A 25,949-nucleotide genomic window follows, 5' to 3' on the forward strand; every position below is an offset into this window, starting at 1 on the left:
AAAAATTGTTAATTGTTACAGTTTTATAATTTTTTTTCTGAACAAATCCCTTGTGATTAAACCCTTTTTAGGCAAATTAAGTAAATATAGAAATTTGAAAAACAGCATAAGTATTTTTCTTTTTCTGTATTTTGTCGAATAATATAGCGCTTAATCGTTAAATATTATACAATTAACTTGACATCACTTTTTTGAGGTAGTATCTTTGAAAAAAGCAAAAAATAATCTTAACCTACTTAATATTATGAAATTAATTACATTTTTAGGTCTTACCTTATTAGGTCTCTTTTTTATTGTTCCAAATTTTAAAAAAGAAATACATCCCAAGAAAATTGTTATGGCTTCTTCCTCCAAGAAGGTGGTTACGGTTTATAACACTTTGAATGCAAATCATTTTCAGCTTCCAAATATGGAAAGCTTCTCTCAAGCATTAAAAGGATTTTATTCTTTTAAAGACAAAGGATTCTTTCAAAAGGATTTTCTTACCATTATTGACTTTAGTTTGAGCTCTAGAGTGAAACGCCTTTGGATTATTGATATGGTTCAAAACAAAATAATATTGAATAGTTTAGTTGCACATGGCAAAAATTCGGGGGAAGATTATGCGGATCAATTTTCTAACACTAACGAATCTAATAAAAGCAGTCTTGGTTTTTATGCAACAGGTGAAGTGTACCAAGGAAAACATGGGTTGTCTCTAAAATTGGATGGTTTAGAAAAAGGGGTGAACGATAATGCTCGACAACGGGCTATTGTAATTCATGGAGCCGATTACGTTTCGGATAACTTTTTGAAAAATCACAGCCGATTAGGTAAAAGTCATGGCTGCCCTGCAGTGCCAATGGCATTAAGTAAAAAAATTATCGAAACTATAAAAAATAAATCGTGTTTGTTTATTTACCATTCCTCCAAAAACAATAGTACAACTACTAAACTATTATCTTAATTTATTATATAAATCGGCATCCAAACAATAAATATCTTCTCTGAAATTGAGCACGCCATTGGACTCCCAGGCAGTCCAATATAATTGGTGTAAGCGAATATTTTCATTGACTTTAATCACAATGGTTTTTAGCTCGGGTTTTGGAAAGGTTTTCTTTTCTATAATTAAATCTGGATTTTTAGCTAAAAGTTTGGCGTTTTTTAAATCAATTTCCTGTTGTTTTTTTCTTTGCAGTTTGCGATAATAGGTAATATCCGTTGTGTCTTTTATTCTATGAAGCGGCCATTTGATGGTGTCGTTTAAAATATAGGCAGCCATTTCAAGTGGTTTTTCCAATCGAACGCAACCCGAACTTAAGGATCGGAAGGAATAGGAGAAAAAATCACGATGATTAGTGTCGTGCAAATACACCGAATAGTGGTTAGGAAAATTAATTTTCATCGATCCTAAAGAGTTGTTTTTACTTGGTTTCTGTACGTATTTATATTTGCCAGCATCTTCCATTTTCCAAGTCCATGGATTGATTTCGTTATTCTTTTGATCTAAAATAACCAATCCTTTTTTCCTAAAAGCACTTCGGTCTTTAATCGCATCGGGATAAATATCTTCTTTTAAAATGGTAGGTGGAACCGTCCAATTTGGGTTCAAGTTAATGTTGGATATTTTAGATTCTAATACGGGAGTTTTTCGGGTATCTCTTCCCACTACCACGCGTTGCGATTGCAGTGTATCCTTATTTTTTACTGCAACAATAGAATAATCGGGAATGTTTATCAATAAATAATGTTCTCCAAAATCACTGGCAAACCATCTCCAACGTTCTAAGTTGGCAATTACTTGTTCTATTCGTTGGTTTCTACTAAAATTAAGGGCATCAATGGTGCTACGGCCAATTACGGCATCCGGTTTAAGTCCATGTCTGGCTTGGAAAATCTTAACCGCTTCTTGTGTTTTTTTAGTGTAAAGTAGAGATAAAATGGTGTCTTTTTCAGCCATGTCTCCCCAGTACATTAACCTTTTCTTAATTAATGGTAGGTATTTATTCTTCTTGTTTGGAACTATTCGTTCTTTTAAATCAACAAGTTCGGTAAGGTTGTCTTCTGGAAATTGCTTTAAAATTTTTAAACTAGCTTTTAATCTTTGGTACATCCAATGCTTTGGTTTGCAATTTTCTATAGCAGTTTTTAAATTGTCATTGTCCAAACCATCCCCTAAAATGGCATTAATTGGGACTTTTTTTTCTTCCAAATCCCAATTAGCATACAATAATTTTGGATTTAGTTTCCCTTTGCTGAGGTGGTTGATGTAGCGTTGTGCACTTCGTGTAAGCAGAATGTCGTATTTTGTTAAGGAAGAATCCGGCAAATTTTCTCGCTTCTCTTCTAAAGAATATAACTCTTTATAATTGTAGTCTTCTGGTTCCAAGCCTTCATTCTCGGCAGTGGCAATTTCTTGAAGGAATTGGTCTCGATCGGATTGAGAATTCCAAACCGTTTCAAATTGGTGCTTGCGGTAAAATTCAATGAGGTGTTCGTTCTTAGTATCAATGATTGTTGTTGAGTCGATACTTATTTTGCTTTTGGCAAATAAATGAAAATCAAGAAAGGAAGCTTCAGAAGTAGAACTGTTAGAGCTAGTTTTATTGCAGCTGGATAAAATAACGATAAAGGATAATAGGTAGATTTTATTCATAAGGGTAATCAATTTCTTTTTTCATTAAATAATGAAGCCCGATATCTGTAATAGTGAAAGGGTCTCCAATTTTTTTATAATGTAATTTTTCGTAAAAAGAAACGGCATTTTCGCGTGCGTTAAACCAAATTAGATTGCCTTTTTGGTTTTGGATGAATTCTTCGCAGTGGTTCACTAATTTTTGACCAAAACCTCGTTTTTGAAATTTGGGTAGAATTGCCATTCCTCTTATCTGAAATTGATTTGGGGATATAAAAGTAGTATTTTTATTATTAAAAACAGAAACAACGCCAATTAATTTTTCGTCAATAAATAAGCCGAAATGTATAGTAGTTTCTAGGGTGTCACCATCAAACTGACAACTTTCTATTGGTTTTCCAGGTCTTAAAACTGGTTGGCGAACCAAAAAAGTCTCTATTGCACTGATATCTTTGATGATTTCCATGTTTTTTTTAATTTTAAATAATTGGTAACAATTTAATAATAAAACTTTTACGAGGCAGTAAAGTTATAAAATATACTAGTTGCTTAAAAATCTTAAAAAAAATTTGCATCTAAAGAAACAAATCCATTATATTTGCACTCACAATGCGGAAGTAGCTCAGTTGGTAGAGCTCCAGCCTTCCAAGCTGGTTGTCGCGAGTTCGAGCCTCGTCTTCCGCTCTGCAAAAACCCGATTCGTTTGATTCGGGTTTTTTTATTGTCTTTATTTTCCTAAATTAGTTTCGGGAAGTAACTCTATAGGAGCATTGTTTTGAGTAAACCATCTAGCGGTTAACGTTCCTTTCAAAATTATTGCATTCCCTTTTACCTCCAGCCAACTGCCTTCGCGCAATCCTAAAACGGGAATATCGTTAAATGCATGAAATTCTTTAATTCGGGTTTCTCGAGTTTCTCCCATGTGCTTGCTTTGGGTATCGGCATCTAAATAATGCGGATTCAAATTAAACGGTATAGCGCCCAAGGTTGTAAAACTTGGTGGGTAAATAATAGGCATATCGTTAGTAGTTTGCATCGAAATTCCAGTGATATTACTACCTGCACTAGTCCCTAAATAAGGAGTTCCATTTGTAATAGCATTAGATAAAGCTTCCATGGTTTTGTTTTGATACAGCTGTGTTACCAATAAGAAGGTATTTCCGCCACCAGTAAAAATGCCTTCTGCGGTTGCAAGAGCTTCCGCTGGATTATCAAAAGTATGTAAACCGACTACTTTTTTATTAATTTTTGAAAATGCCTTTTGAACCGTTTCAGTATATTCATCATGGGTAATTCCACCCGGACGTGCATACGGAACGAAAACAATAGTTTCGCAATTAGCAAAATGATTTTCTAAAACGGGCATTAAATAGTGTAAATAGTCTCCTCCATGAAGGGTGGAAGTACTTGCTATAATTAGGTTTTTCATTTGTTATTTAAATTTAAGGCAAATTTACAAATTAATAATTAACATAGATTTACAATTGTATTGGCCTTTTTTTTGGAATACTTTTGGATACTTTTGTCCAATAAATTAACAATTCCTTTTGTTTTGAAAATCATTAAATTTAACTTTCTTTTACTTTTTTTAGTAACTTTTGCTCAAGGGCAAACGGCTTCTATTTCTAAAATAATAAACGGAAAAGTAACATCAAGTTACAATGATTTAGAAAGTATTTATTTGATAAACCTTAAAACAGAAAAATCTACTTTAACAGAAAAAGGAGGGTATTTTTCTATTCATGCTAATGTTGGCGATACTTTACTATTTTCTTCGGTTCAATTTAAAGCATTGAAAGTGGCATTAAAAGAAAGTGATTTCACAAGTAATCTTTTCTTTGTGAAAATGGAGCCCATAGTTAGGTTTTTAGATGAGGTAAAAATTAACGAATTTAAAAATATTAATGCTGTTTCTTTGGGAATCATTTCTCCATTTACCAAACATTATACCCCTGCCGAACGAAAGTTATATACTGCAACTTCTGGGGGTGGAATAGATCCCATATTAAACTGGATGTCTGGACGGACTGCAATGCTTAAAAAAGAAAAAGAAGTCGAGAAAAAAGAAACCTTAATGGATAAAGTGGAAAGGTGGTACGAAACTAAATACTTTACCCAAACCTTAAAAATTCCAGAAGATTATGTAAAAGGATTTGAATATTATATAGTAGAAGACGCAAAATTTGCTCAAGCGGTAAAATCTAAAAACAAAACGATGGCAACTTTTATTATGAATGAATTAGCGGTGCGGTATAAAGGTCTTTTGCTAGAGAAATAAATTTAAACTATTTTTGGATTTCAAGATTAATAAAAATAAGCAGTAAAGTCCCATTAGAATGTCAAAATATTTCCGTTTCCTCCTATTATTAATGTTATTTGTGAGTTTGTCTTCTATGGGAATTCATAAATTTTATATGGCTATTTATCAAATAGATTATGTGCCTCAAAAGAAACGAATTCAAATTACTTCTCGCATTTTTGTAGACGATTTAAACGCTGCTATGGAGAAAAAATATCATGTAAAGTCCAATTTAGGAACAGGTCAAGAAACTGCCTTAGATGAAGTAAACATGAAGAAATATCTTGCTGAAAAATTCTTTTTGAAAGTAAATGGAGTAGTAAAACCAATGGCTTTTTTAAGCAAAGAAGTAGAAGCAAATGTGCTAATTTGTTATTTCAGAATTTCCGATGTTTCGAAAATTACCAATTTAGAAATTGAAAATAGTGCGTTAACCGAATGGAATTCCGAACAACAAAATATTATCCAAACCACAATAAATGGCCAAAAACAAAGTGAAGTATTGACTTTCGAAAATTCTAAACGAGTGTTAAAATAATTGCAAAATATTATTTTTCATTAAAAACAATTACTTTTATACTCTTAAAAAAATTAGGTATGAAGTATTGCTCCACTTTAATTAAATTGATTTTTCTGTTTTTTTCTATAGGAATTATAGCACAAGAAACCCCAAAACAGGCTACTCTAAGTGAAAAAAATCCAGATAAATTTCAACAAATGTATGATTTATTGGCAACTCCCAATATGTATCGTACCGCTTCTGGAGCACCAGGACCAGAATATTATCAGCAACAAGCCGATTATAAAATGGATGTGGAGTTGGACGATAAAAACACCAAACTTTACGGACAAGAAACTATTACCTACACGAATAATGCCAAAGAATCGCTAGATTATCTTTGGGTTCAATTAGATCAAAACCAACAATCGCGTAAGTCGCTTACACCATTGGTAGAAAGCAATAAAACCGATCCTGCAATGGGAGTTCAAGGTTTTTCTAGAAAATATTTAGAAGCCGATTTTGATGGTGGTTTTAATATAGAATTTGTAAAAGATGCCTTAGGAAAACCAATGCAATACAGTATTAATCAAACGATGATGCGTATCGAATTGCCTAAAGTTTTAAAACATGGAGAGAAGATTTCCTTTTCTATTAAATGGTGGTACAACATCAATAATTATACTTTAGATGGAGGTCGTTCGGGCTACGAACATTTTGATACCGATGGAAATAATTTATATGTTATTGCTCAATTTTACCCAAGAATGGCGGTTTATAATGATGTGGAAGGGTGGCAAAACATGCAATTTTGGGGTTCAGGAGAATTCGCTTTGCCTTTCGGAAATTTTGAAGTAAACATTACCGTTCCTGCAGATCATATTTTGGAAGCCACCGGAAACTTATTGAATAGAGCAGAAGTTTTTACTCCGGCACAATTAGCGCGTTATGCACAAGCAGAAAAATCATTCGATAACCCTGTAATTGTGGTGACGCAAGCGGAAGCCGAAGCAGCTGAAAAAGGATTTTCTGACAAGAAAAAAACTTGGAAATTCAAAGCGGATAATGTTCGTGATTTTGGGATATCCACTTCTAGAAAATTTATTTATGATGCTATGGCGGTTAAAACCGGAAGTACTACGTCAATGGCAATTTCGTTATATCCTAAAGAGGGGAATCCACTTTGGGAGCAATATTCTACTAGAATTATCGCCCATACTTTAAAAAGTTATTCTAGTTATACTTTTGATTATCCCTACCCAAAAGCAATTTCAATCAATGCTAGAGACCAAGGGATGGAATATCCAATGATTTGTTGGAATTACGGTCGTCCCGATGCACAAGGCAAATACAACGACCAAACTAAATACGGAATGTTGGGTGTGATTTGTCATGAAGTTGGACACAATTTTTTTCCAATGATTATCAATTCGGATGAGCGCCAATGGACATGGATGGACGAAGGTTTGAACTCGTTTATGGAATTTTTAGCCGAAAAATCATTTGACCCAAATTTTCCACTTCGTCGCGGACCTGCTAAAAATATTGTGCCTTACATGAGTGGTGATCAAAAAGGATTGGAACCTATTATGACCAATTCTGAAAGTATTCGCCAGTTTGGAAATAACGCTTACGGAAAACCAGCAACAGCTTTGAACATCCTTCGGGAAACGGTTATGGGGCATGAGTTGTTTGATTATGCATTTAAAACCTATGCCAACCGTTGGAAATTCAAACATCCAACACCAGAAGATTTCTTTAGAACTATGGAAGATGCTTCGGCAGTAGATTTGGATTGGTTTTGGAGAGGTTGGTTTTATACCACCGACGCCAATGATATCGGAATAAAAGAAGTGAAAAAGTATTATGTAAGCAACGAGCCTTCTAAAGAAGTTACGGAATTCATGAAGAAGCAAAGACGCCGTGATACCAATCCTGGGCCAATGGTTTACATGATTGAAGAGGGTAGTGAAGACTATAAGCCAGAATTAAACAAGCCTTTTAAAATTACCGATTATACTGCTTTGAATGACTATGTTACTTCGCATTTTAATGCCGAAGAGCGTGCTAAACTAAACGAACCGAAGTATTTTTATCAAGTTACGTTTAATAAACCAGGCGCACTAGTAATGCCAATTATTGTAGAATTAACTTACGAAGATGGTACTACGGAAATTCAAAAATTTCCGGCGCAAATCTGGAGAATGAATGATAAAGAGGTAAATAGAACCTTTGCATCGCAAAAGGCAATTGTGAAAATTCAATTGGATCCAAAGTTGGAAACTGCCGATATTGATGTAACCAATAATACTTGGCCAAAAGAAGAAGTAAAATCGAAATTTGATTAAGAACTTTGTACCTTTGCAATGCTATATAAAATTAAATAATCATGTTTGGAAGTGAGTTCTTTTTCATTATAATTGTCGCTTTTTTATTGTTTGGTTCTAAAAATTTACCAGACGTAGTGCGAGGTTATGCTAAAATTTTAGCAACCCTAAAAAATGCTACTAATGAAATTAAAAACGAAATACAAAAAAGTGTTGATGTCAAGGATATTAATGCTTCTATAAAAAATATAACAGGAAATTTCACTCAAGAAGTAGATGATGTAAAAACTTCGGTTGCTTCTTCTACTGCCAATTTTGGAAAGAATATTTTAGAAGAAATTCCAACCAATATAACTCAAATTAAAGAGGAAGTAGAAGACGTTACCGGACCGATAAAACGCCAAATGTAATGCTCGAAAAAATCATTGCTTTAGATAAAAAGGTGTTTATTTTTTTGAACGGATTGGGTTCGCCAACTTTCGATGGACTTTGGTTACTAATTACAAAACAAGCTTATTGGACGCCATTTTTCTTGCTTTTGGCTTATTTGCTTTACAAGAAAATAGGTGCTAAAAATCTTGGAGTTGTAGTTCTATTTATTGCCGTTATTTTGTTTTGTTGCAATACTTCGGTTGAATTTTTCAAATCTACCTTTCATCGTTTGCGACCTTGCAACGATCCTGAAATTAATGGAATCATCCGAATAGTGCACCAGTCGGATTCGTTTAGTTTTTTCTCTGGGCATGCTTCTAATTCTATGGCAACAATGCTATTCTTGTATTTTATTTTAAGAAAATACTACAAATATGCCCTTCTAATATTTCTCTATCCGTTGATTTTTGCTTACAGCCGAATTTATCTTGGAGTTCATTTTCCTACCGATATTGTAACTGGATATTTCTTTGGAGCAACTTTTGGAATTGTTTTTTATTTCTTTTACCAAAAGTATTTTAATAAATATTAAAGTACTCTCGAAACCGTTAGTCCATCCCGAATTGGCAATAAAACGGTTTCTACTCTAGGGTCGTTGTTCACGATTTGATTGTATTCTAATAGTACTTTTGTGCTTGTATCTTTCGGATTCAATTCTTCTAAAACTTTGCCACTCCACAATACATTGTCCGAAAGGATGATGCCTCCGGTATTCATTATGGGAACAATCAAATTAAAATAATGGATGTAATTTTCTTTATCGGCATCTATAAAAACCAAGTCGTATTTTTTATTTAATGTTGGAATAATTTCTATAGCATTACCCAAATGTGCAGTGATTTGGTTTTTCCATGGCGATAAATCGAAATATTTCTGTTGGATAGAAACTAATTCTTCTTTGATATCAATAGTATCCAAAGTCCCCTCTTTTTGCAATCCTTCAGCTAAGCACAAAGCAGCGTAACCAGTATATGTGCCAATTTCAAGAATGTTTTTAGGATGTATTATTTTAGATAGCATACTTAAAACTCTACCTTGAAAATGACCGCTTAACATTCGAGGTTGAAGAATTTTCTGATGGGTTTCTTTAAATAATTGCACCAACAAATTGGGTTCGATTTGCGAATGTTGTTCTACGTAGGCTTCTAATTCTTCGGATATGAAATGCATGGTTAGTTTGGCTTTGATAAGATTTTTTTTATTTTATTTGGATTTTGGAGGCTATTCCAAAAAAGATATACAACTATTTCAGATGCCTTTATTTTATAATAAAAACTAACATTTTTGTGAATAAATCCTTTTCGGTAATTTTCATCAAACTCCCATTTTTCAAAAATAGTGGGTTGACTTGAAATTAGTGCCATTACTTTTTCAACTTCTAGAATAAAATCTTGTGCAATTTTTAAATTCCAAATTTTTAATAAAAATTCTATATTTTCAGCATAAGACTTTTTCGCAATGGATGTCCAAATTACGGTCATTCACTAAAATATTTTGATTTACTTTCGTTTAAAATATTCAAATAGGGTTCCGTTTTACCTTCTTCATACTCCTTTTCACTAAGTTCTAAAAATTCTTTTATAATTGCAATAGAATCAATAGTGTCATTAGAATATTTTTCTAAAATTTCCGATATACGAATCAAAACTTCCTCGTTAGAATTTTCAATTTGTTGGTGGATTTTATTTTTTAATTCTAGGATGTCCATAATAAAATTGTTTTACACAAAAATACTAAATTGTTTTTACCTTTACACCATGATGGAGAAAAAAGACATTAGAGCTATTTCTAAAGAAGAACTACGAGATTTTTTTGTTGCCAATGGCGATAAGCCTTTTCGTGGCAATCAAGTTTATGAATGGTTGTGGAGTAAAGGTGCTCATAGTTTTGAAGACATGACCAATGTTTCTAAGGAAACTCGCGCCATGCTAGAAGCTAATTTTGTAATCAACCACATCAAAGTGGATACTATGCAACGCAGTGCCGATGGAACAGTTAAAAATGCGGTGCGTCTTCACGATGGTTTGGTTGTTGAAAGTGTCTTAATTCCTACCAAAACAAGAACTACGGCTTGCGTATCCTCGCAAGTAGGTTGTAGTTTGGATTGTAATTTTTGCGCCACTGCTCGTTTAAAACGAATGCGAAATCTAGAGCCTGGCGAAATTTACGACCAAGTTCTCGCAATAGATAACGAAAGTAAATTGTATCACAACCGCCCACTTTCCAATATCGTTTTTATGGGAATGGGAGAGCCGTTGATGAATTACAACAACGTCATAAAAGCAATTGATAGAATTACTTCGGAAGAAGGTCTAGGGATGTCGCCCAAACGAATTACTGTTTCTACCTCTGGAATTCCAAAGATGATTAAGAAAATGGCGGATGATGCCGTGAAATTCAATCTGGCAGTTTCTTTACACTCGGGCATTGATGAAGTAAGAGCCAGAATTATGCCTTTTAGTAAAAATTTTCCGTTAGCAGATTTACGCGAATCATTAGAATATTGGTATCAAAAAACCAAAAGCAAAATCACTTACGAATATGTAGTTTGGGGCGGAATTAACGACACCAAAGAAGCGGTTGACGCTCTTGTTAAATTCTGTAAATATGTGCCTTGTAAGGTGAATTTAATTGAATACAACCCAATTGATGATGGTGAATTCCAACAAGCATCCGATGAAGCAATAAATTTGTATATCCAAGAATTGACTAAAAACAATATAGTAGCCAAAGTGCGAAGAAGTCGTGGTAAAGATATTGATGCCGCTTGTGGTCAATTGGCTAATAAAGAAGCATAAAAAAAAAGTCCCAATTGGGACTTTTTATTTTTACTTATTTGGCTTAATCAATATTGCATTAGGATATTTCTTCTTTAAAATATTTAAATTTCTTTCGGCTTCAATTCTTGTTTTAAAATTCCCAATCCACACTTTATAGATAGGAGTACTGAAAACAATGGTAGCATCGTAGTTTTTATTCTCCTTTTTAAATTGAATTAATGTTTTTTTAGACTCCTCGCTAGAGCCATTAAAAATTTGAATTTTATATTGGTTATTTATTGTAATTGAGGAGTTTACTTTTCTTTTCTCGCTCAATAATTGCTCCAATTTTGGGTCTTGGGTTACAGTTACTTCTTGAGCGATTAATGTGTTAAAATTTGAAAATACAAGAAGAATAAAAAGGGCTTTTAAAAACATTTTTTCTGTTAAAAATTTCATAATGGTTTGATTTTAATGCAAATGTAAGACTTATAAGAATAAGGGAAAATATTTTTTTTATTTAGAATTAATATAAATTGAAAATTTAGATATTATTAGGTTTTGAGAATAGTTCATATATTGTATTTTTGCTCAAGTTTTAAAAAAGTGTAGAGGCATTTCTTACAAAACAGAAAAGTCCTGCCGAAATTTAGTCGATAATCATTTATAATATGAAAAAAGTGGGTAACCATAATTCGATTTCCAGAATTTATTCATTCGGATTAGCAGTAATGCTAACATTCTCCTTGTCAACATTTGCTCAAACAGCAGCAGCACCAGCAGTAAAAGCGGATGCTGCAGCAGTAAAAGTCGATGCAGCTGCACCAGCAACAGGAGGAGCAGATGCAACAAAAGGAAAAGAATTATTCAATTCAAACTGTGCAGCTTGTCATAATTTAGACAGGAAAATGACTGGTCCAGCTCTTAGAGGTGTTTCAGCAAAATATGACAAACCTTGGCTTTACAAGTGGATAAACAATAGTTCTGCTTTGATTAAATCAGGTGACGCTAAAGCGGTTAAGGTGTATGAGGAAAATAATAAAGCAGTAATGACGGCTTTTCCTCAACTTTCAACAGTTGATATTGATAATATCATTGCCTATACTGATGAAGTAAAAGCAGAAGCTCCTATTGTAGCAGCTGTTTCTGGTGCAAAAACTGGAGATGAAAGCGGAATAACCAATGGAGTAATCCTAGGTGCTTTAGCTTTAGTAATGCTTATGTTGGTAGTTATGCTGTTTTTAGTTAACAATGTGTTGTCTAAAATTGCAAAAGCTAACGGAATAGAAGTTGCTCAAAAAGAAGCTACAATGCCAATTTGGAAAGCTTTTGCGAAAAACCAATTCTTAATGGTAGTGTCAGCAATTGTATTTCTTTTAGGAAGTGCCTTCTTCGTATACGGTTTCTTAATGCAAGTTGGTGTTGACCAAGACTACGCTCCTATTCAGCCAATTCATTATTCCCATAGAATTCACGCTGGAAATAACAAGATAGATTGTAAATATTGTCACTCTTCTGCTCGAGTAAGTAAAAATGCTGGAATCCCTTCTTTAAATGTATGTATGAATTGTCATAAAAACATTGCTGAAGTTTCCGATACTACTTCAACTGTAGATGGACACACTAAAGCATTCTATGATGGTGAAATCAAAAAATTATATACTGCAGTAGGTTGGGATGGTACTAAATATACCGGAAAAACGCAACCAGTTAAATGGGTTAGAATTCACAACTTACCTGACTTTGCTTACTTTAATCACTCCCAACACGTAACTGTTGCTGGAATTGAATGTCAAAAATGTCATGGACCAGTTCAAACTTACGAGGTACAAAAACAATTTGCTCCTTTAACAATGGGTTGGTGTATTGATTGTCACCGTCAAACCGAAGTTAAAATGGAAGGAAATGCTTATTACGATAAAATTCATAAAGAACTTTCTAAAAAATATGGTGTAGACAAATTGACTGCAGCACAAATGGGAGGTTTAGAATGTGGTAAATGCCATTATTAAGTTTATAAGGGTTATTAGTTTAGAAGTTTATTTATTATACACTCCTAAACTAATAAACAAATAAACTCATAACCAATTTAAAATTAATTAAGAAGCTAATATTTATATACGATGTCATCTAACAAAAAATACTGGAAAAGTGTTGAGGAACTAAACGAAAATAGTTCTATTGTTGAGACGCTTAGAAATAATGAATTTATTGAAGAGATTCCTACTTCGGATTTCCTTTCAGATAAAGACTCATTATCTTCTTCATCAACTACTCGTCGTGATTTCTTAAAGTACGTTGGTTTCACAACTGCTGCTGCATCGCTAGCTGCATGTGAAGGTCCAGTTCATAAATCAATTCCGTATGTGGTTCAGCCAGATACAATCATCCCTGGTATTGCAGATTTTTATGCAACTACTATGTTTGATGGATATGATTTTGCAAATCTTTTAGTAAAAACTAGAGAAGGCCGTCCAATCAAAATTGAAAACAATACAATTGAAGGTGCTAAATTTGCTGCAAACGCAAGAGTTCACGCTTCTGTATTGTCTTTATACGATAGTATGCGTCTTAAATCTCCAAAAATAGATGCAAAATCTGCTTCTTGGAGTGAAGTAGATGCTAACATTAAAGCTAGTCTAACAGAGGCTAAAAGCACTGGTAAACAAGTTGTATTGTTAACCAATACTTTAGCAAGTCCTTCTTCTGAAAAATTAATCGCTGATTTTATCGCTAAGAATCCTACTGCAAAACACGTTGTGTATGATGCAGTTTCAGAATCTCCTGCTTTAGATGCTTTCGAAACCGTATACGGAGAAAGAGCTTTAGCAGATTACGATTTTTCAAAAGCTAACACCATCGTTTCGCTAGATGCAGATTTCTTAGGAGATTGGCAAGGTGGAAGCTACGATTCTGGTTATGCTAAAGGAAGAATTCCACAAGCAGGAAAAATGTCTAAGCATTTTCAATTTGAAGCGAACATGACTCTTTCGGGAGCTGCTGCGGATAAAAGAGTGCCAATGTCTATAGCTAGTCAAAAACAAGCTTTAGTAAAAATATATAATGTAGTTACTGGTTCATCCGTTGTTACAGGAAAAATTGAAAATGAAGCAGAAGTTGTAAAAGCTGCCAACCAATTAAAAGCGGCTGGAAGTAAAGGACTTTTAGTTTCTGGAATTCAAGATAAAAATGCTCAATTGTTAGTAATAGCAATTAATCAAGTTATCAAAAGTGAAGCTTTATTAACTGCAGGTGCAAGATTAATCCGTAAAGGATCTAACGAAAAAGTAGCTCAGTTAGTTGCAGATATGAATGCTGGTGCAGTTCACACATTAATTATGAGTGGCGTGAATCCGGTTTATACTTTAGCAAACAGTAACTCTTTTGTAGCTGGTCTTAAAAAAGTAAAAACTTCAGTTGCATTTTCTTTGAGAGAAGATGAAACCGCAGAAGTTGTAAAAATTGCTGCTGCTGCTCCTCACTATTTAGAATCTTGGAACGATCATACGTTAACTAAAGGAACATATTCTTTGGTGCAACCAACTATCCGACCTTTATTTAATACCAAACAATTTCAAGAAGCATTAATGAATTGGAATGGTGTTGCAGGAACTTATTACGATTATGTAAAAGGAACTTCTGCTGCCTTTCTTTCAGGAAATTCTTGGAACAAAGTATTGCACGATGGTTTATTAGTAACAGGATCTTCCGTAATTGCTGGAGGTACTGCTGATTATGCTGCTGCTGCAAATGCTTTAGCAAAAGCAACTCCTTCTAAAGATTTTGAATTAGTATTATATACTAAAACAGGTTTAGGTGATGGACAACAAGCGAACAACCCATGGTTGCAAGAGTTTCCAGATCCAATTACTAGAGTTTCTTGGGATAATTATGTTACTGTTTCGCAAGCAGATGCTACTAAATTACTTTTAGAAAACAAAATAGTTGCTAATGGTGGTCTTAACGGAAGTTATGCTACTTTAACAGTTAATGGCGTTAAATTAGAAAACGTACCAGTAATTGTACAGCCAGGTCAAGCAAAAGGAACTTTAGGTTTAGCGCTTGGATATGGTAAAAAAGCCTCTTTAAAAGAAGAAATGCAAGTAGGTATCAATGCCTACGCATTATATAACAACTTTAACAACGTTCAGTCGGCTACGCTAACTAAAGGAAATGGAGAACACGAGTTTGCTTGTGTACAATCTCAAAAAACTTTAATGGGTAGAGGCGATATTGTTAGAGAAACTACACTTGAAATTTTCAATACTAAAGAAGTTAAAGAATGGAATCCAGTTCCTATGGTTTCTTTAGATCATAAAGAAGTAGAAGCTTCTACAGTAGATTTATGGGAATCTTTTGATCGTTCTATCGGACATCACTTTAACCTATCTATCGACTTAAATGCTTGTACTGGATGTGGGGCTTGCGTTATTGCATGTCACGCAGAAAACAACGTTCCTGTTGTAGGTAAATCGGAAGTGCGAAGAAGTCGTGATATGCACTGGTTGCGTATTGATAGATATTATTCTTCGGAAGATACTTTCGCAGGAGATAATGAGAAAAAAGAAAATTTCGACGGATTATTTGGAGCAAAAGGTTCTCTAGGTGGTTTTGGAAGCATGGAACATCCTGCGGACAATCCTCAAGTAGCTTTCCAACCAGTAATGTGTCAACATTGTAACCATGCTCCATGTGAAACAGTTTGTCCAGTTGCGGCAACCTCTCACGGGCGTCAAGGTCAAAATCAAATGGCTTACAACAGATGTGTTGGTACTCGTTATTGTGCTAACAACTGTCCTTATAAAGTACGTCGTTTCAACTGGTTCTTGTATAACAAAAACAGCGAATTTGATTATCATATGAATGATGATTTAGGACGTATGGTTATCAATCCAGATGTTAACGTTCGTTCTCGTGGAGTAATGGAAAAATGTTCTATGTGTATTCAAATGACACAAAAAACTATTCTAGATGCTAAACGTGACGGAAGAGTAATAAAAGATGGTGAATTCCAAACCGCTTGTTCGAATGCTTGTTCTAACGGAGCAATGAAATTTGGCGATATAAATGATAAAGAATCTAATGTTGCCGATTTATTGGAAGACAAAAGAATGTATCATTTATTAGAGCATGTTGGTACAAAACCAAACGTTATCTACCACGTAAAAGTTAGAAATACCTAGTTAAAAAGAATTATTAAGAAACAAGATAAAGGATTATGTCGTCTCACTACGAAGCACCCATTAGAAAACCATTAGTTATTGGTGATAAAAGTTATCACGATGTGACTGTAGATGTTGCCGCCCCAGTTGAGGGTAGAGCAAACAAACAATGGTGGACCGTTTTTTCAATCGCATTAGCAGCTTTCCTTTGGGGAATAGGTTGTATCGTTTATACTGTATCTACTGGTATTGGTTCTTGGGGACTAAACAAAACAGTAGGTTGGGCTTGGGATATTACCAATTTCGTTTGGTGGGTTGGTATCGGTCACGCAGGAACATTAATTTCTGCAGTATTGTTACTTTTCCGTCAAAAATGGAGAATGGCTATTAACCGTTCTGCGGAAGCTATGACTATCTTCTCGGTAGTACAAGCGGGTTTATTCCCAATTATCCACATGGGTCGTCCATGGTTGGCTTACTGGGTAGTTCCAATTCCTAACCAATTCGGTTCTTTATGGGTAAACTTTAATTCCCCATTACTTTGGGACGTGTTTGCAATTTCAACGTACCTTTCGGTATCTTTAGTATTCTGGTGGACTGGTCTACTTCCTGATTTTGCTATGCTAAGAGATCGAGCTGTAACTCCTTTCAATAAAAAAGTATACTCTATATTAAGTTTCGGATGGAGCGGTAGAGCTAAAGATTGGCAGCGTTTTGAAGAAGTATCTTTAGTACTTGCAGGTTTAGCTACTCCATTAGTATTGTCTGTGCATACTATTGTATCAATGGACTTTGCTACTTCTATCGTACCAGGTTGGCATACTACAATTTTCCCTCCTTACTTTGTTGCTGGAGCGGTATTCTCAGGATTTGCAATGGTAAATACCTTGTTGATCATCATGAGAAAAGTATCTAATTTAGAAGCTTATATCACTATTCAACATATTGAATTAATGAATATTGTAATAATGATTACAGGTTCTATTGTTGGGGTTGCTTATATTACGGAATTATTCGTAGCGTGGTACTCTGGTGTAGAATACGAACAATATGCATTCTTGAATAGAGCTACTGGACCTTACTGGTGGGCCTATTGGTCGATGATGACTTGTAACGTTTTCTCTCCACAATTCATGTGGTCTAAAAAATTAAGAACTAGTATCATGTTCTCCTTTATCATCTCTATTGTAGTAAATATAGGAATGTGGTTTGAGCGTTTTGTAATTATAGTTACCTCTTTACACAGAGATTACCTACCGTCTTCTTGGACGATGTTCTCTCCAACATTTATTGATATCGGTATTTTTACAGGTACTATTGGTTTCTTCTTTGTTTTATTCTTATTATATGCTAGAACTTTCCCTGTGATTGCTCAAGCAGAGGTGAAAACAATATTGAAATCTTCGGGAGAATTTTACAAAAAGAATAGAGAAAAAGAAGAGAATAATCATTCAGATAAACACTAATAGTTGTTATGAGTAGTAATAAATTTATACACGCTATATACAATGATGATGACATTTTGATGGATGCTGTAAAGCAAACCAGAAAAGCACACCATCATATTGAAGAAGTTTTTACTCCATTTCCGGTTCACGGATTGGATAAAGCAATGGGATTGCCAGCAACAAGATTGGCTATATGTGCCTTCATCTATGGATGTATTGGTCTTACAGTAGCAATAACCATGATGGATTTCATCATGATTCAAGATTGGCCACAAGATATTGGTGGAAAACCAAGTATGAGTTACATTCAAAATATGCCTGCTTTTGTACCAGTAATGTTTGAAATGACCGTATTTTTTGCAGCCCACTTAATGGTTATTACTTTTTACATGAGAAGTAAATTATGGCCTTTTAAACAAGCTGAGAATCCAGATGTTAGAACTACAGATGACCACTTCTTAATGGAAGTAGCTGTTAATGATAATGAAGAAGAATTAACTTCTTTCTTAAAAGGTACAGGGGCAGTTGAAGTTAAAGTAATCGAAAAGAACTAAACAGACATGAAAAGTTTATTAAAAATAGCATTAGTATTGGGAATAGTAATTTCCTTTTCTTCTTGTAAGGATAATAACTCTCCTAATTATCAATACATGCCTAATATGTATGAATCGGTAGCTTACGAGACCTATTCAGAATCTACAGCATTCAATTCTCCAACAGGACTTAAAGGTAAAGAAGGACAATTGCCTCCAGTAGGAACTGTTAAAAGAGGATATATCCCTTACGATTATCCAAACACACCAGAAGCCTATTTAGCAGTTAAAGCTGCTGATTTAAAGTCGCCATTTGAAGGTGAAGTAGATATGGAAAAAGCGCAAGCACTTTATGAAATCTATTGTGCTATCTGTCATGGAAATGAAGGAAATGGTAAAGGAAATTTAGTTACACAAGGTAAATTTTTAGGTGTTCCTAGTTATGCTGATAGAGTAATTAATGAAGGAAGTATTAATCATGTGATAAATTACGGACTTAATTCAATGGGATCTTATTCCAATCAATTAAGCCAACAAGAACGTTGGATGGTTTCTACTTATGTAATGAAACTTAAAGGACAATTATAATACTTGAACAAACAGATTCTTATAGATATGTATACATTTTCAAAAAAATTAAAAACCACAGCACTTATTCTAATGGCCTTAGGATTAGTTGGTATTGTGTATGGTTTTTTAGCTGCACCAAATACTGTTGAAGAAGCAGAAAAAATAGTTGCAGCAAGTCATCATGGTGAACATAAAGCAGAAGGTGTTACTCACGACGCGAAGGCTTTAGAATTACCAACTCATGAAGTTACTACTACAGAAGAGCACGCTAAAAGTGAAACTACCACCGAAGTAAAAGATACTTTAGTAGAGCCTATAGACACCACTGCAGCTGTTGCAGCTGTTGCCGTTGAAAAAATAGAACCTGCTCACGAATCAGAAGCTGAAGTTGCTAAAGAACATAAAGAGCATGTGGAACATGTTTTTCACCAATTGCAAAACAAACCTTGGGCCGCATTGTATGTAGCTTGTATATTCTTTATGTTGATCTCTCTAGGAGTACTTGCATTTTATGCCATTCAACAAGTTGCACAAGCAGGTTGGTCTCCAGTGTTATTTAGAGTAATGCAAGGTATTACAGCTTACTTACCAGTTGGTTCTGTAATCTTTTTCCTTCTTTTAGTTGTAACTGGATTACACGTTTTTGAATCCAATCATCTTTTTGCTTGGATGGAAAAGGGAATTACGGAAGTTGGAAACCCTAACTTCGATGCAATGATAGCCGGAAAATCTGGATATTTAAATTTTGCTTTCTGGATTTCTAGAGCTGCAATCTTTTTATTAGGTTGGAACTTATACCGTTATATCTCTAGAAAAAATTGTTTGTCTCAAGATGAGTCTAGTGACAATACTTTCTACAAAAAGAACTTTAAATTATCTGCAGGTTTCTTAGTATTCTTTATTGTATCGGAATCTATTATGTCTTGGGATTGGTTAATGTCATTTGATCCACACTGGTTCAGTACCTTATTCGGATGGTATGTATTTGCTAGTTTCTTTGTAAGTGCTATTACTACAATTTCTATGGTAACTTTATACTTAAAATCTAAAGGATATTTAGAACATGTAAATTCAAGTCATATTCACGATTTATCTAAATTCATGTTCGGATTTAGTGTATTCTGGACGTACTTATGGTTCTCACAATTCATGTTGATTTGGTATGCAAATATCCCTGAGGAGATTACTTACTTCAAAACTAGAATTGATATCTATACAGTACCATTTTGGGGAGCTGTTGTTATGAACTTCATATTCCCTATATTGGTTCTTATCAATACGGACTTCAAACGAATTGCTCCAATTATCGTTGGTGCAGGAGTTGTAATCTTATGTGGACACTATATTGATTTCTTTAATATGGTCATGCCAGCAACAGTTGGAGACCAATGGTTCATTGGTGTGTCAGAAATTGCATCTGTATTATTCTTTTTAGGTTTGTTTATTTATGTTGTATTTACTGCTTTAACCAAAGCACCTCTTACACCTAAACGTAACCCATTCATAGAAGAAAGTAAACATTTTCATTATTAATATTTAAAGTAAACAACAAATGACGAGTTTATTAGTAATTCTTGTTTTAGTTTTATTATCGGTTGCACTTTGGCAACTAACTAAAATTTTTGATTTGACTCAAGTTGGAAAAACCAAAGAGAATTCTCAGGTGGCCGACGATAACGACAATAAAGTTAATGGGTATTTATCTTTTGCCTTTTTAGCGTTTATTTATTTAATAACAATATATTGTTTTGTTTATTATGGAAAATTTCCATTAATGAGTAATGCAGCTTCTGTTCATGGTAAAGATGTTGATCAATTAATGTGGATTTCAATGATCCTAATTTTCATTGTTCAAACAATTACTCAAGGATTGTTGTTTTACTTTTCATACAAATACTATGGAAGAAAAGGTCAAGTAGCTAGTTATTTTTCAGACAACAATAAATTAGAATTTATTTGGAGTTCTATTCCAGCTATTGTTTTAGCAGTTTTAATTTTCTTTGGTTTATATTCTTGGACAGACATTATGTTTGTTAATGAAAAAGTTGAGAAACCAATTGTTATTGAAATCTACGCCCAACAATTTAAATGGACTGCTAGATATTCTGGAACGGATAATGTTCTTGGAAAAGCAAATGTTAGATTAATTGAAGGTGTTAACTCACTGGGTGTTGATTTGGCCGATCCTAATGCACAAGATGATATTCTTGCCGATGAGATTCATATTCCAAAAGGAAAAAAAGTTATTTTTAAATTACGTTCACAAGATGTATTGCACTCTATGTATATGCCTCATTTTAGAGCTCAAATGAATTGCGTTCCAGGAATGGTAACTCAGTTTGCTTTTATACCTTCTGTTACAACAGCAGAAATGAGAGAAAATACTGACATGATTGAAAAAGTAGCGAACATAAATAAAATAAGAGAAGATAAAAGTGTAGAATTAATTGCAGATGGTAAAACTGCTTTAGATCCTTACACTTTTGATTACCTTTTATTATGTAATAAAATTTGTGGAGCCTCTCATTACAACATGCAAATGAAAGTGATAGTAGATACTCCAGAAGATTATAAAAAATGGTTATCTGGAAAAACCACTATAGTGCAATCTGTAAAAGATGCTGCGAAAGAAGCGTTAGCTGCTAAAACTGCGGAAAGTAATCCTGCAAAAACCGATACCACCTCTGCTAAAAAAGACACTACTTTAGTGGCTGTAGCACCAATGAAATAATAAAAATAATATATTTTATATAATATGAGTCACGCACACGATAATCACGACATTGATCTACACGACGATCATCATGAACACCACCATAAAGACACGTTTATTACTAAATATATATTTAGTATAGACCACAAAATGATTGCTAAACAATACTTGTTAACAGGTATTTTTATGGGAATCATTGGAGTTGGAATGTCTTTACTTTTTAGACTTCAATTGGCTTGGCCAGAGCAGTCTTTTAAAGTTTTTAGCTTCTTTTTAGGAGAAAAAATGGCTCCAGGTGGAGTAATGACTAATGAGGCTTATTTATCTCTGATTACTATCCACGGAACGATAATGGTATTCTTTGTACTGACGGCCGCGCTGAGTGGTACCTTTAGTAATTTACTGATTCCACTGCAACTTGGAGCACGAGATATGGCTTCTGGTTTCTTGAACATGGTTTCCTACTGGTTATTCTTCTTGTCTAGTGTGGTAATGGTTTCTTCCTTATTTGTAGAATCAGGTCCTGCTTCTGCAGGATGGACAATTTATCCGCCTTTAAGTGCATTACCTCAGGCCATATCTGGTTCTGGTATGGGTATGACACTTTGGTTAGTTTCTATGGCGATATTTATTGCAGCTTCCTTAATGGGATCTTTAAATTATATCGTAACGGTAATAAATTTAAGAACAAAAGGGATGTCGTTAACTAGAATGCCACTTACAATTTGGGCTTTCTTTGTAACTGCTATTATTGGAGTTATCTCTTTCCCAGTATTATTATCAGCTGCTCTTTTATTAATAATGGATAGAAGTTTCGGTACTTCTTTCTTCTTATCGGATATTTATTTAGCAGGTGAAGTATTGAATTACCAAGGAGGTTCTCCAGTATTATTTGAACACTTATTTTGGTTCTTAGGTCACCCAGAAGTATATATCATTCTTTTGCCAGCATTAGGAATTACTTCGGAAGTTATTGCAACTAACTCTCGTAAACCAATTTTTGGATACCGTGCAATGATTATGTCTATTCTTGCTATTGCATTCTTGTCTACTATTGTTTGGGGACACCATATGTTTATTTCAGGAATGAATCCTTTCTTAGGTTCTGTATTTACTTTTACAACCCTATTAATTGCAATTCCATCTGCAGTAAAAGCATTCAACTATATTACAACTTTATGGAAAGGTAATTTGCAATTAAATCCTGCAATGTTATTTTCTATCGGATTGGTTTCTACTTTCATCACTGGAGGTTTAACCGGAATCATTTTAGGAGATAGTACTTTGGATATTAATGTTCACGATACGTATTTTGTGGTAGCGCATTTTCACTTAGTAATGGGTATATCTGCACTTTACGGAATGTTTGCTGGAATCTACCACTGGTTCCCTAAAATGTTCGGAAGAATGTTAAATAAAACTTTAGGATACGTTCACTTTTGGGTAACAGCAATTTGTGCTTATGGTGTTTTCTTCCCAATGCACTTTATTGGTATGGCAGGTCTTCCTCGTCGTTACTATGAAAATACCAATTTCCCATTATTTGATGATTTACAAAATGTAAATGTGGTTATTACTACATTCGCACTTATTGGAGGGGTTTTCCAATTGGTTTTCCTTTACAATTTCTTTAGTAGTATTTTCTACGGAAAAAGAACAGTACAAAATCCATGGAGATCTAATACTTTAGAATGGACTGCTCCGGTAGAACATATCCACGGTAACTGGCCAGGAGAAATTCCGGAAGTTCATAGATGGCCTTACGATTATAGTAAACCAGGTCACGATGAAGATTTTGTACCACAAAACGTACCAATGAAACCAGGTGAAGAAGTTTTACACCACTAAGATTTCAAAAATATATCTAAAATGCCTCTCAATTTCGGGAGGCATTTTTATTTACCTATAACTTTGTTATATATTTGTACTATGAACGAAAATTTAGATCCTTCCAATTCTAATTACAATCCAGAAGAGCTTGACCTTGAAAAAAAGTTACGCCCTCTTTCATTTGACGATTTCACTGGGCAAGAACAAGTTTTAGATAATCTAAAAGTTTTTGTAGAAGCCGCCAATCAAAGAAACGAAGCTTTAGACCATACTCTGTTTCATGGACCTCCAGGACTTGGTAAAACTACTTTGGCAAATATTTTGGCAAATGAATTAGGTGTGGGTATTAAAATCACTTCGGGTCCTGTTTTAGACAAGCCCGGAGATTTAGCCGGATTGCTTACCAATTTAGAAGATCGCGATGTTCTTTTCATTGATGAGATACACCGTTTAAGCCCTGTAGTGGAGGAATACTTGTATTCGGCTATGGAAGATTTTAAAATTGATATAATGATTGAATCGGGACCTAATGCTAGAACGGTTCAATTGAATTTAAATCCGTTTACTTTAGTTGGAGCAACCACACGTTCGGGTTTATTGACTGCTCCTATGCGAGCACGTTTCGGAATCCAAAGTAGGTTACAATATTACAATACCGAACTTTTAACAACTATTGTACAGCGAAGTTCTGCCATATTAAAAATGCCTATCACTATGGAAGCTGCCATAGAAATTGCAGGAAGAAGTCGCGGAACACCTCGTATCGCAAACGCTCTTTTGCGAAGAGTACGTGATTTTGCACAAATAAAAGGAAATGGGAAAATAGATATTGAAATTGCCCAATATTCATTGAAAGCTTTACATGTTGATGCTAATGGTTTGGATGAAATGGACAACAAAATTCTATCTACTATGATAGATAAATTTAAAGGAGGACCTGTTGGATTATCTACTTTGGCAACTGCTGTTTCAGAAAGTGGCGAAACCATTGAAGAAGTTTACGAACCTTTTTTAATTCAAGAAGGATTTCTTGTAAGAACTCCAAGAGGTAGAGAAGCAACTGAAAAAGCATACAAACATTTAGGGAAAGTTAAAATGAATGTTCAAGGAGGACTTTTTTAGATGGGAGAGGGAAGTTGGGAGCTGGAAGAGGGAAGATGGAAGAGGGAAGATGGAAGAGGGAAGATGGAAGGTGGAAGAGGGAAGATGGAAGATTGGAGATGGGAGATTGGAGAGGGAAGAAGGGAGATGGAAGAACAAATCTTAGAAGAAAAATCATTTTATTGAGCATTTTTTTGTAAATTTATTTTTATTAATTATCTTAATTCCTATGAGTTTTAAATTTGAAAAATTAATTATTTGGCAAAAATCTATGGATTTTGGGGAAGAAATTAATCTTATTTGTAAAAACTTTCCAAAGCACGAAATGTATAATCTTTCTTCCCAAATGTTAAGAGCTTCGGATTCTATAGCTTTAAATATTTCGGAGGGAAGTATTGAACAATCTAATGCAGAGTTTAATAGGTTTCTTGGTTATTCTGTTCGTTCTATTGCTGAAGTTGTAACTTGTTTGTATAAAGCTAAAAGACGAAATTATATAGATTCTACTCTTTTTGATAAGTTGTATAAAGATTGCTTTGATTTAATGAATATGACAATTGCTTTTAAATCTCATTTAAAATAAACATATAACTCATAACTTCCAACTTCCAACTCCCCGCTTCCATCTTGATAAATAACAAAGAAAAATACACCCAATTAATCAAAGCCGAATCCAAAAGACTCGGCTTTCTTTCTTGTGGGATATCCAAAGCGGGTTTTCTAGAAGAGGAAGCACCTCGATTGGAATCTTGGTTGAACAAAAACCAACATGGTCAAATGGCTTACATGGAAAACCATTTTGACAAACGATTAAATCCTACTTTGCTTGTTGAAGATGCTAAAAGTGTTATTTCTTTATTGTTGAATTATTATCCTTCGGAAGAGCAAAATAGTGACAGTTATAAAATTTCTAAATATGCTTACGGGCAAGATTATCATTTTGTAATCAAAGAAAAACTAACGGAATTATTAAGTACAATTCAAACGGAAATTGGAGAAGTTTCAGGTAGAGCATTTGTAGATTCGGCTCCGGTTTTAGACAAAGCTTGGGCAGCAAAATCAGGCTTGGGTTGGATAGGAAAGAACAGTAATTTAATCACCCAAAAAACGGGCTCGTTTTATTTTATTGCCGAATTAATTGTAGATCTCGAATTAGAATACGACTATGCCACCACCGATCATTGCGGAACTTGCACTGCTTGTATAGACGCTTGTCCTACCGAGGCCATTGTGGCTCCTTATGTTGTAGATGGGAGTAAATGTATTTCCTATTTCACCATAGAACTTAAAGATAATTTACCTCAAGAAATGAAAGGTAAATTTAACGATTGGATGTTTGGCTGTGATATTTGTCAAGATGTATGCCCGTGGAATCGTTTTTCTAAACCGCATAAAGAACCTTTGTTTCAACCGAATTCCGAAGTTTTATCTTTTACTAAAAAAGATTGGGAGGAAATCACCGAAGATACTTTTAAAAAAGTGTTTGCTAATTCGGCGGTGAAACGAACTAAATTAAATGGTTTGCAAAGGAATATAGACTTTTTGAAATAATAAGAGAGTAGTTTAATTTTGCTTTGTATATATTTATTTTTTTATTAGGATTAGATTAAATTAGGTTCCTCCATTTAAAAACAACTTGCCTTATTTGCAAATAATAAC

The 25,949-nt window shown here is 34.1% G+C and carries 25 protein-coding genes and 1 tRNA gene; 19 read left to right on the top strand and 7 right to left on the bottom strand.

The features are described 5' to 3' along the window. Positions 1–244 precede the first annotated feature (244 nt). Positions 245–946, top strand: a complete 702-nt coding sequence (locus ACIQ2J_RS07950) for a murein L,D-transpeptidase catalytic domain family protein (RefSeq protein WP_396168343.1) — start codon at positions 245–247, stop codon at positions 944–946. On the opposite strand, the gene ACIQ2J_RS07955 is transcribed toward ACIQ2J_RS07950, so the two are convergent. Further along, positions 938–2,638: a murein L,D-transpeptidase gene (locus ACIQ2J_RS07955; RefSeq protein WP_396168345.1), complete on the bottom strand. Its 1,701-nt coding sequence runs from the start codon at positions 2,636–2,638 to the stop codon at positions 938–940. The two genes, ACIQ2J_RS07950 and ACIQ2J_RS07955, sit on opposite strands and share 9 nt — an antisense overlap. Continuing rightward, complete coding sequence (locus ACIQ2J_RS07960; RefSeq protein ID WP_396168347.1) at positions 2,631–3,083, bottom strand: GNAT family N-acetyltransferase; 453 nt, start codon at positions 3,081–3,083, stop codon at positions 2,631–2,633. Before ACIQ2J_RS07960 ends, ACIQ2J_RS07955 begins: the two co-directional genes overlap by 8 nt. Positions 3,084–3,228: 145 nt before the next feature. On the opposite strand from ACIQ2J_RS07960, the gene ACIQ2J_RS07965 reads away from it, so the two are divergent. Next, positions 3,229–3,301 (top strand) — tRNA-Gly (locus ACIQ2J_RS07965). 43 nt (positions 3,302–3,344) lie between these two features. On the opposite strand, the gene pepE is transcribed toward ACIQ2J_RS07965, so the two are convergent. Further along, the gene (gene pepE, locus ACIQ2J_RS07970; protein WP_396168349.1) at positions 3,345–4,046 is read right to left on the bottom strand and encodes a dipeptidase PepE; all 702 of its coding nucleotides are present in this window, start codon (positions 4,044–4,046) and stop codon (positions 3,345–3,347) included. A gap of 123 nt (positions 4,047–4,169) precedes the next feature. On the opposite strand from pepE, the gene ACIQ2J_RS07975 reads away from it, so the two are divergent. From ACIQ2J_RS07975 to ACIQ2J_RS07995, 5 genes are read left to right on the top strand one after another with little or no spacing between them, the layout of a single operon-like run. Continuing rightward, positions 4,170–4,895, top strand: a complete 726-nt coding sequence (locus ACIQ2J_RS07975; RefSeq protein WP_396168351.1) for a hypothetical protein — start codon at positions 4,170–4,172, stop codon at positions 4,893–4,895. 58 nt (positions 4,896–4,953) lie between these two features. Then, complete coding sequence (locus ACIQ2J_RS07980) at positions 4,954–5,454, top strand: DUF6702 family protein (protein ID WP_396168353.1); 501 nt, start codon at positions 4,954–4,956, stop codon at positions 5,452–5,454. A gap of 59 nt (positions 5,455–5,513) precedes the next feature. After that, positions 5,514–7,763, top strand: coding sequence for a M1 family metallopeptidase (locus tag ACIQ2J_RS07985; RefSeq protein ID WP_396168356.1), 2,250 nt, complete (start codon positions 5,514–5,516; stop codon positions 7,761–7,763). A 41-nt stretch (positions 7,764–7,804) separates the two neighbouring features. After that, a complete protein-coding gene (locus ACIQ2J_RS07990) occupies positions 7,805–8,152 on the top strand; it encodes a twin-arginine translocase TatA/TatE family subunit (protein WP_396168359.1) in 348 nt (115 codons plus the stop codon). Continuing rightward, positions 8,152–8,706: a phosphatase PAP2 family protein gene (locus ACIQ2J_RS07995; protein WP_396168361.1), complete on the top strand. Its 555-nt coding sequence runs from the start codon at positions 8,152–8,154 to the stop codon at positions 8,704–8,706. Before ACIQ2J_RS07990 ends, ACIQ2J_RS07995 begins: the two co-directional genes overlap by 1 nt. Here ACIQ2J_RS07995 and ACIQ2J_RS08000 read toward each other — a convergent pair. Genes ACIQ2J_RS08000 through ACIQ2J_RS08010 form a run of 3 tightly spaced genes read right to left on the bottom strand, consistent with a single transcriptional unit; the run spans position 8,703 to position 9,882 of the window. Beyond that, complete coding sequence (locus ACIQ2J_RS08000; protein WP_396168363.1) at positions 8,703–9,344, bottom strand: O-methyltransferase; 642 nt, start codon at positions 9,342–9,344, stop codon at positions 8,703–8,705. The genes ACIQ2J_RS07995 and ACIQ2J_RS08000 overlap by 4 nt on opposite strands. A 2-nt stretch (positions 9,345–9,346) precedes the next feature. Continuing rightward, positions 9,347–9,655, bottom strand: coding sequence for a type II toxin-antitoxin system RelE/ParE family toxin (locus tag ACIQ2J_RS08005; RefSeq protein ID WP_396168365.1), 309 nt, complete (start codon positions 9,653–9,655; stop codon positions 9,347–9,349). Beyond that, complete coding sequence (locus ACIQ2J_RS08010) at positions 9,652–9,882, bottom strand: hypothetical protein (RefSeq protein WP_396168367.1); 231 nt, start codon at positions 9,880–9,882, stop codon at positions 9,652–9,654. Before ACIQ2J_RS08010 ends, ACIQ2J_RS08005 begins: the two co-directional genes overlap by 4 nt. 49 nt (positions 9,883–9,931) lie before the next feature. Here ACIQ2J_RS08010 and rlmN point away from each other — a divergent pair, with 49 nt between their 5' ends. Continuing rightward, positions 9,932–10,972: a 23S rRNA (adenine(2503)-C(2))-methyltransferase RlmN gene (gene rlmN, locus ACIQ2J_RS08015; RefSeq protein WP_396168369.1), complete on the top strand. Its 1,041-nt coding sequence runs from the start codon at positions 9,932–9,934 to the stop codon at positions 10,970–10,972. Between the two features lie 30 nt (positions 10,973–11,002). On the opposite strand, the gene ACIQ2J_RS08020 is transcribed toward rlmN, so the two are convergent. Then, positions 11,003–11,392, bottom strand: coding sequence for an SPOR domain-containing protein (locus ACIQ2J_RS08020; protein ID WP_396168371.1), 390 nt, complete (start codon positions 11,390–11,392; stop codon positions 11,003–11,005). Positions 11,393–11,604: 212 nt separating this feature from the next. On the opposite strand from ACIQ2J_RS08020, the gene ACIQ2J_RS08025 reads away from it, so the two are divergent. From ACIQ2J_RS08025 to queG, 11 genes are all read left to right on the top strand, one after another. Next, positions 11,605–12,945: a c-type cytochrome gene (locus ACIQ2J_RS08025; RefSeq protein WP_396168373.1), complete on the top strand. Its 1,341-nt coding sequence runs from the start codon at positions 11,605–11,607 to the stop codon at positions 12,943–12,945. 111 nt (positions 12,946–13,056) lie between these two features. Beyond that, entirely contained in the window at positions 13,057–16,116 is a 3,060-nt protein-coding gene (locus ACIQ2J_RS08030; protein WP_396168375.1) for a TAT-variant-translocated molybdopterin oxidoreductase, read from the top strand. Positions 16,117–16,151: 35 nt separating this feature from the next. Continuing rightward, positions 16,152–17,561, top strand: coding sequence for an NrfD/PsrC family molybdoenzyme membrane anchor subunit (gene nrfD / locus ACIQ2J_RS08035; protein WP_396168377.1), 1,410 nt, complete (start codon positions 16,152–16,154; stop codon positions 17,559–17,561). A gap of 8 nt (positions 17,562–17,569) precedes the next feature. After that, a complete protein-coding gene (locus tag ACIQ2J_RS08040) occupies positions 17,570–18,097 on the top strand; it encodes a DUF3341 domain-containing protein (protein WP_396168379.1) in 528 nt (175 codons plus the stop codon). Positions 18,098–18,103: 6 nt separating this feature from the next. Continuing rightward, entirely contained in the window at positions 18,104–18,664 is a 561-nt protein-coding gene (locus ACIQ2J_RS08045; RefSeq protein WP_396168381.1) for a c-type cytochrome, read from the top strand. Positions 18,665–18,691: 27 nt separating this feature from the next. Next, positions 18,692–20,179: a quinol:cytochrome C oxidoreductase gene (locus tag ACIQ2J_RS08050; protein WP_396168383.1), complete on the top strand. Its 1,488-nt coding sequence runs from the start codon at positions 18,692–18,694 to the stop codon at positions 20,177–20,179. 19 nt (positions 20,180–20,198) lie between these two features. Next, positions 20,199–21,377, top strand: coding sequence for a cytochrome c oxidase subunit II (locus ACIQ2J_RS08055; protein WP_396168385.1), 1,179 nt, complete (start codon positions 20,199–20,201; stop codon positions 21,375–21,377). Between the two features lie 24 nt (positions 21,378–21,401). Beyond that, a complete protein-coding gene (locus tag ACIQ2J_RS08060) occupies positions 21,402–23,207 on the top strand; it encodes a cbb3-type cytochrome c oxidase subunit I (RefSeq protein ID WP_396168387.1) in 1,806 nt (601 codons plus the stop codon). A gap of 81 nt (positions 23,208–23,288) precedes the next feature. Further along, a complete protein-coding gene (ruvB, locus tag ACIQ2J_RS08065; protein WP_396168389.1) occupies positions 23,289–24,311 on the top strand; it encodes a Holliday junction branch migration DNA helicase RuvB in 1,023 nt (340 codons plus the stop codon). Positions 24,312–24,519: 208 nt separating this feature from the next. Further along, positions 24,520–24,873: a four helix bundle protein gene (locus tag ACIQ2J_RS08070; RefSeq protein ID WP_396168391.1), complete on the top strand. Its 354-nt coding sequence runs from the start codon at positions 24,520–24,522 to the stop codon at positions 24,871–24,873. A gap of 44 nt (positions 24,874–24,917) precedes the next feature. Beyond that, complete coding sequence (gene queG / locus ACIQ2J_RS08075) at positions 24,918–25,841, top strand: tRNA epoxyqueuosine(34) reductase QueG (protein WP_396168393.1); 924 nt, start codon at positions 24,918–24,920, stop codon at positions 25,839–25,841. The last annotated feature ends 108 nt before the right edge of the window (positions 25,842–25,949 follow it).

This window comes from Flavobacterium sp. (assembly GCF_044357305.1).
Classification (GTDB): domain Bacteria; phylum Bacteroidota; class Bacteroidia; order Flavobacteriales; family Flavobacteriaceae; genus Flavobacterium.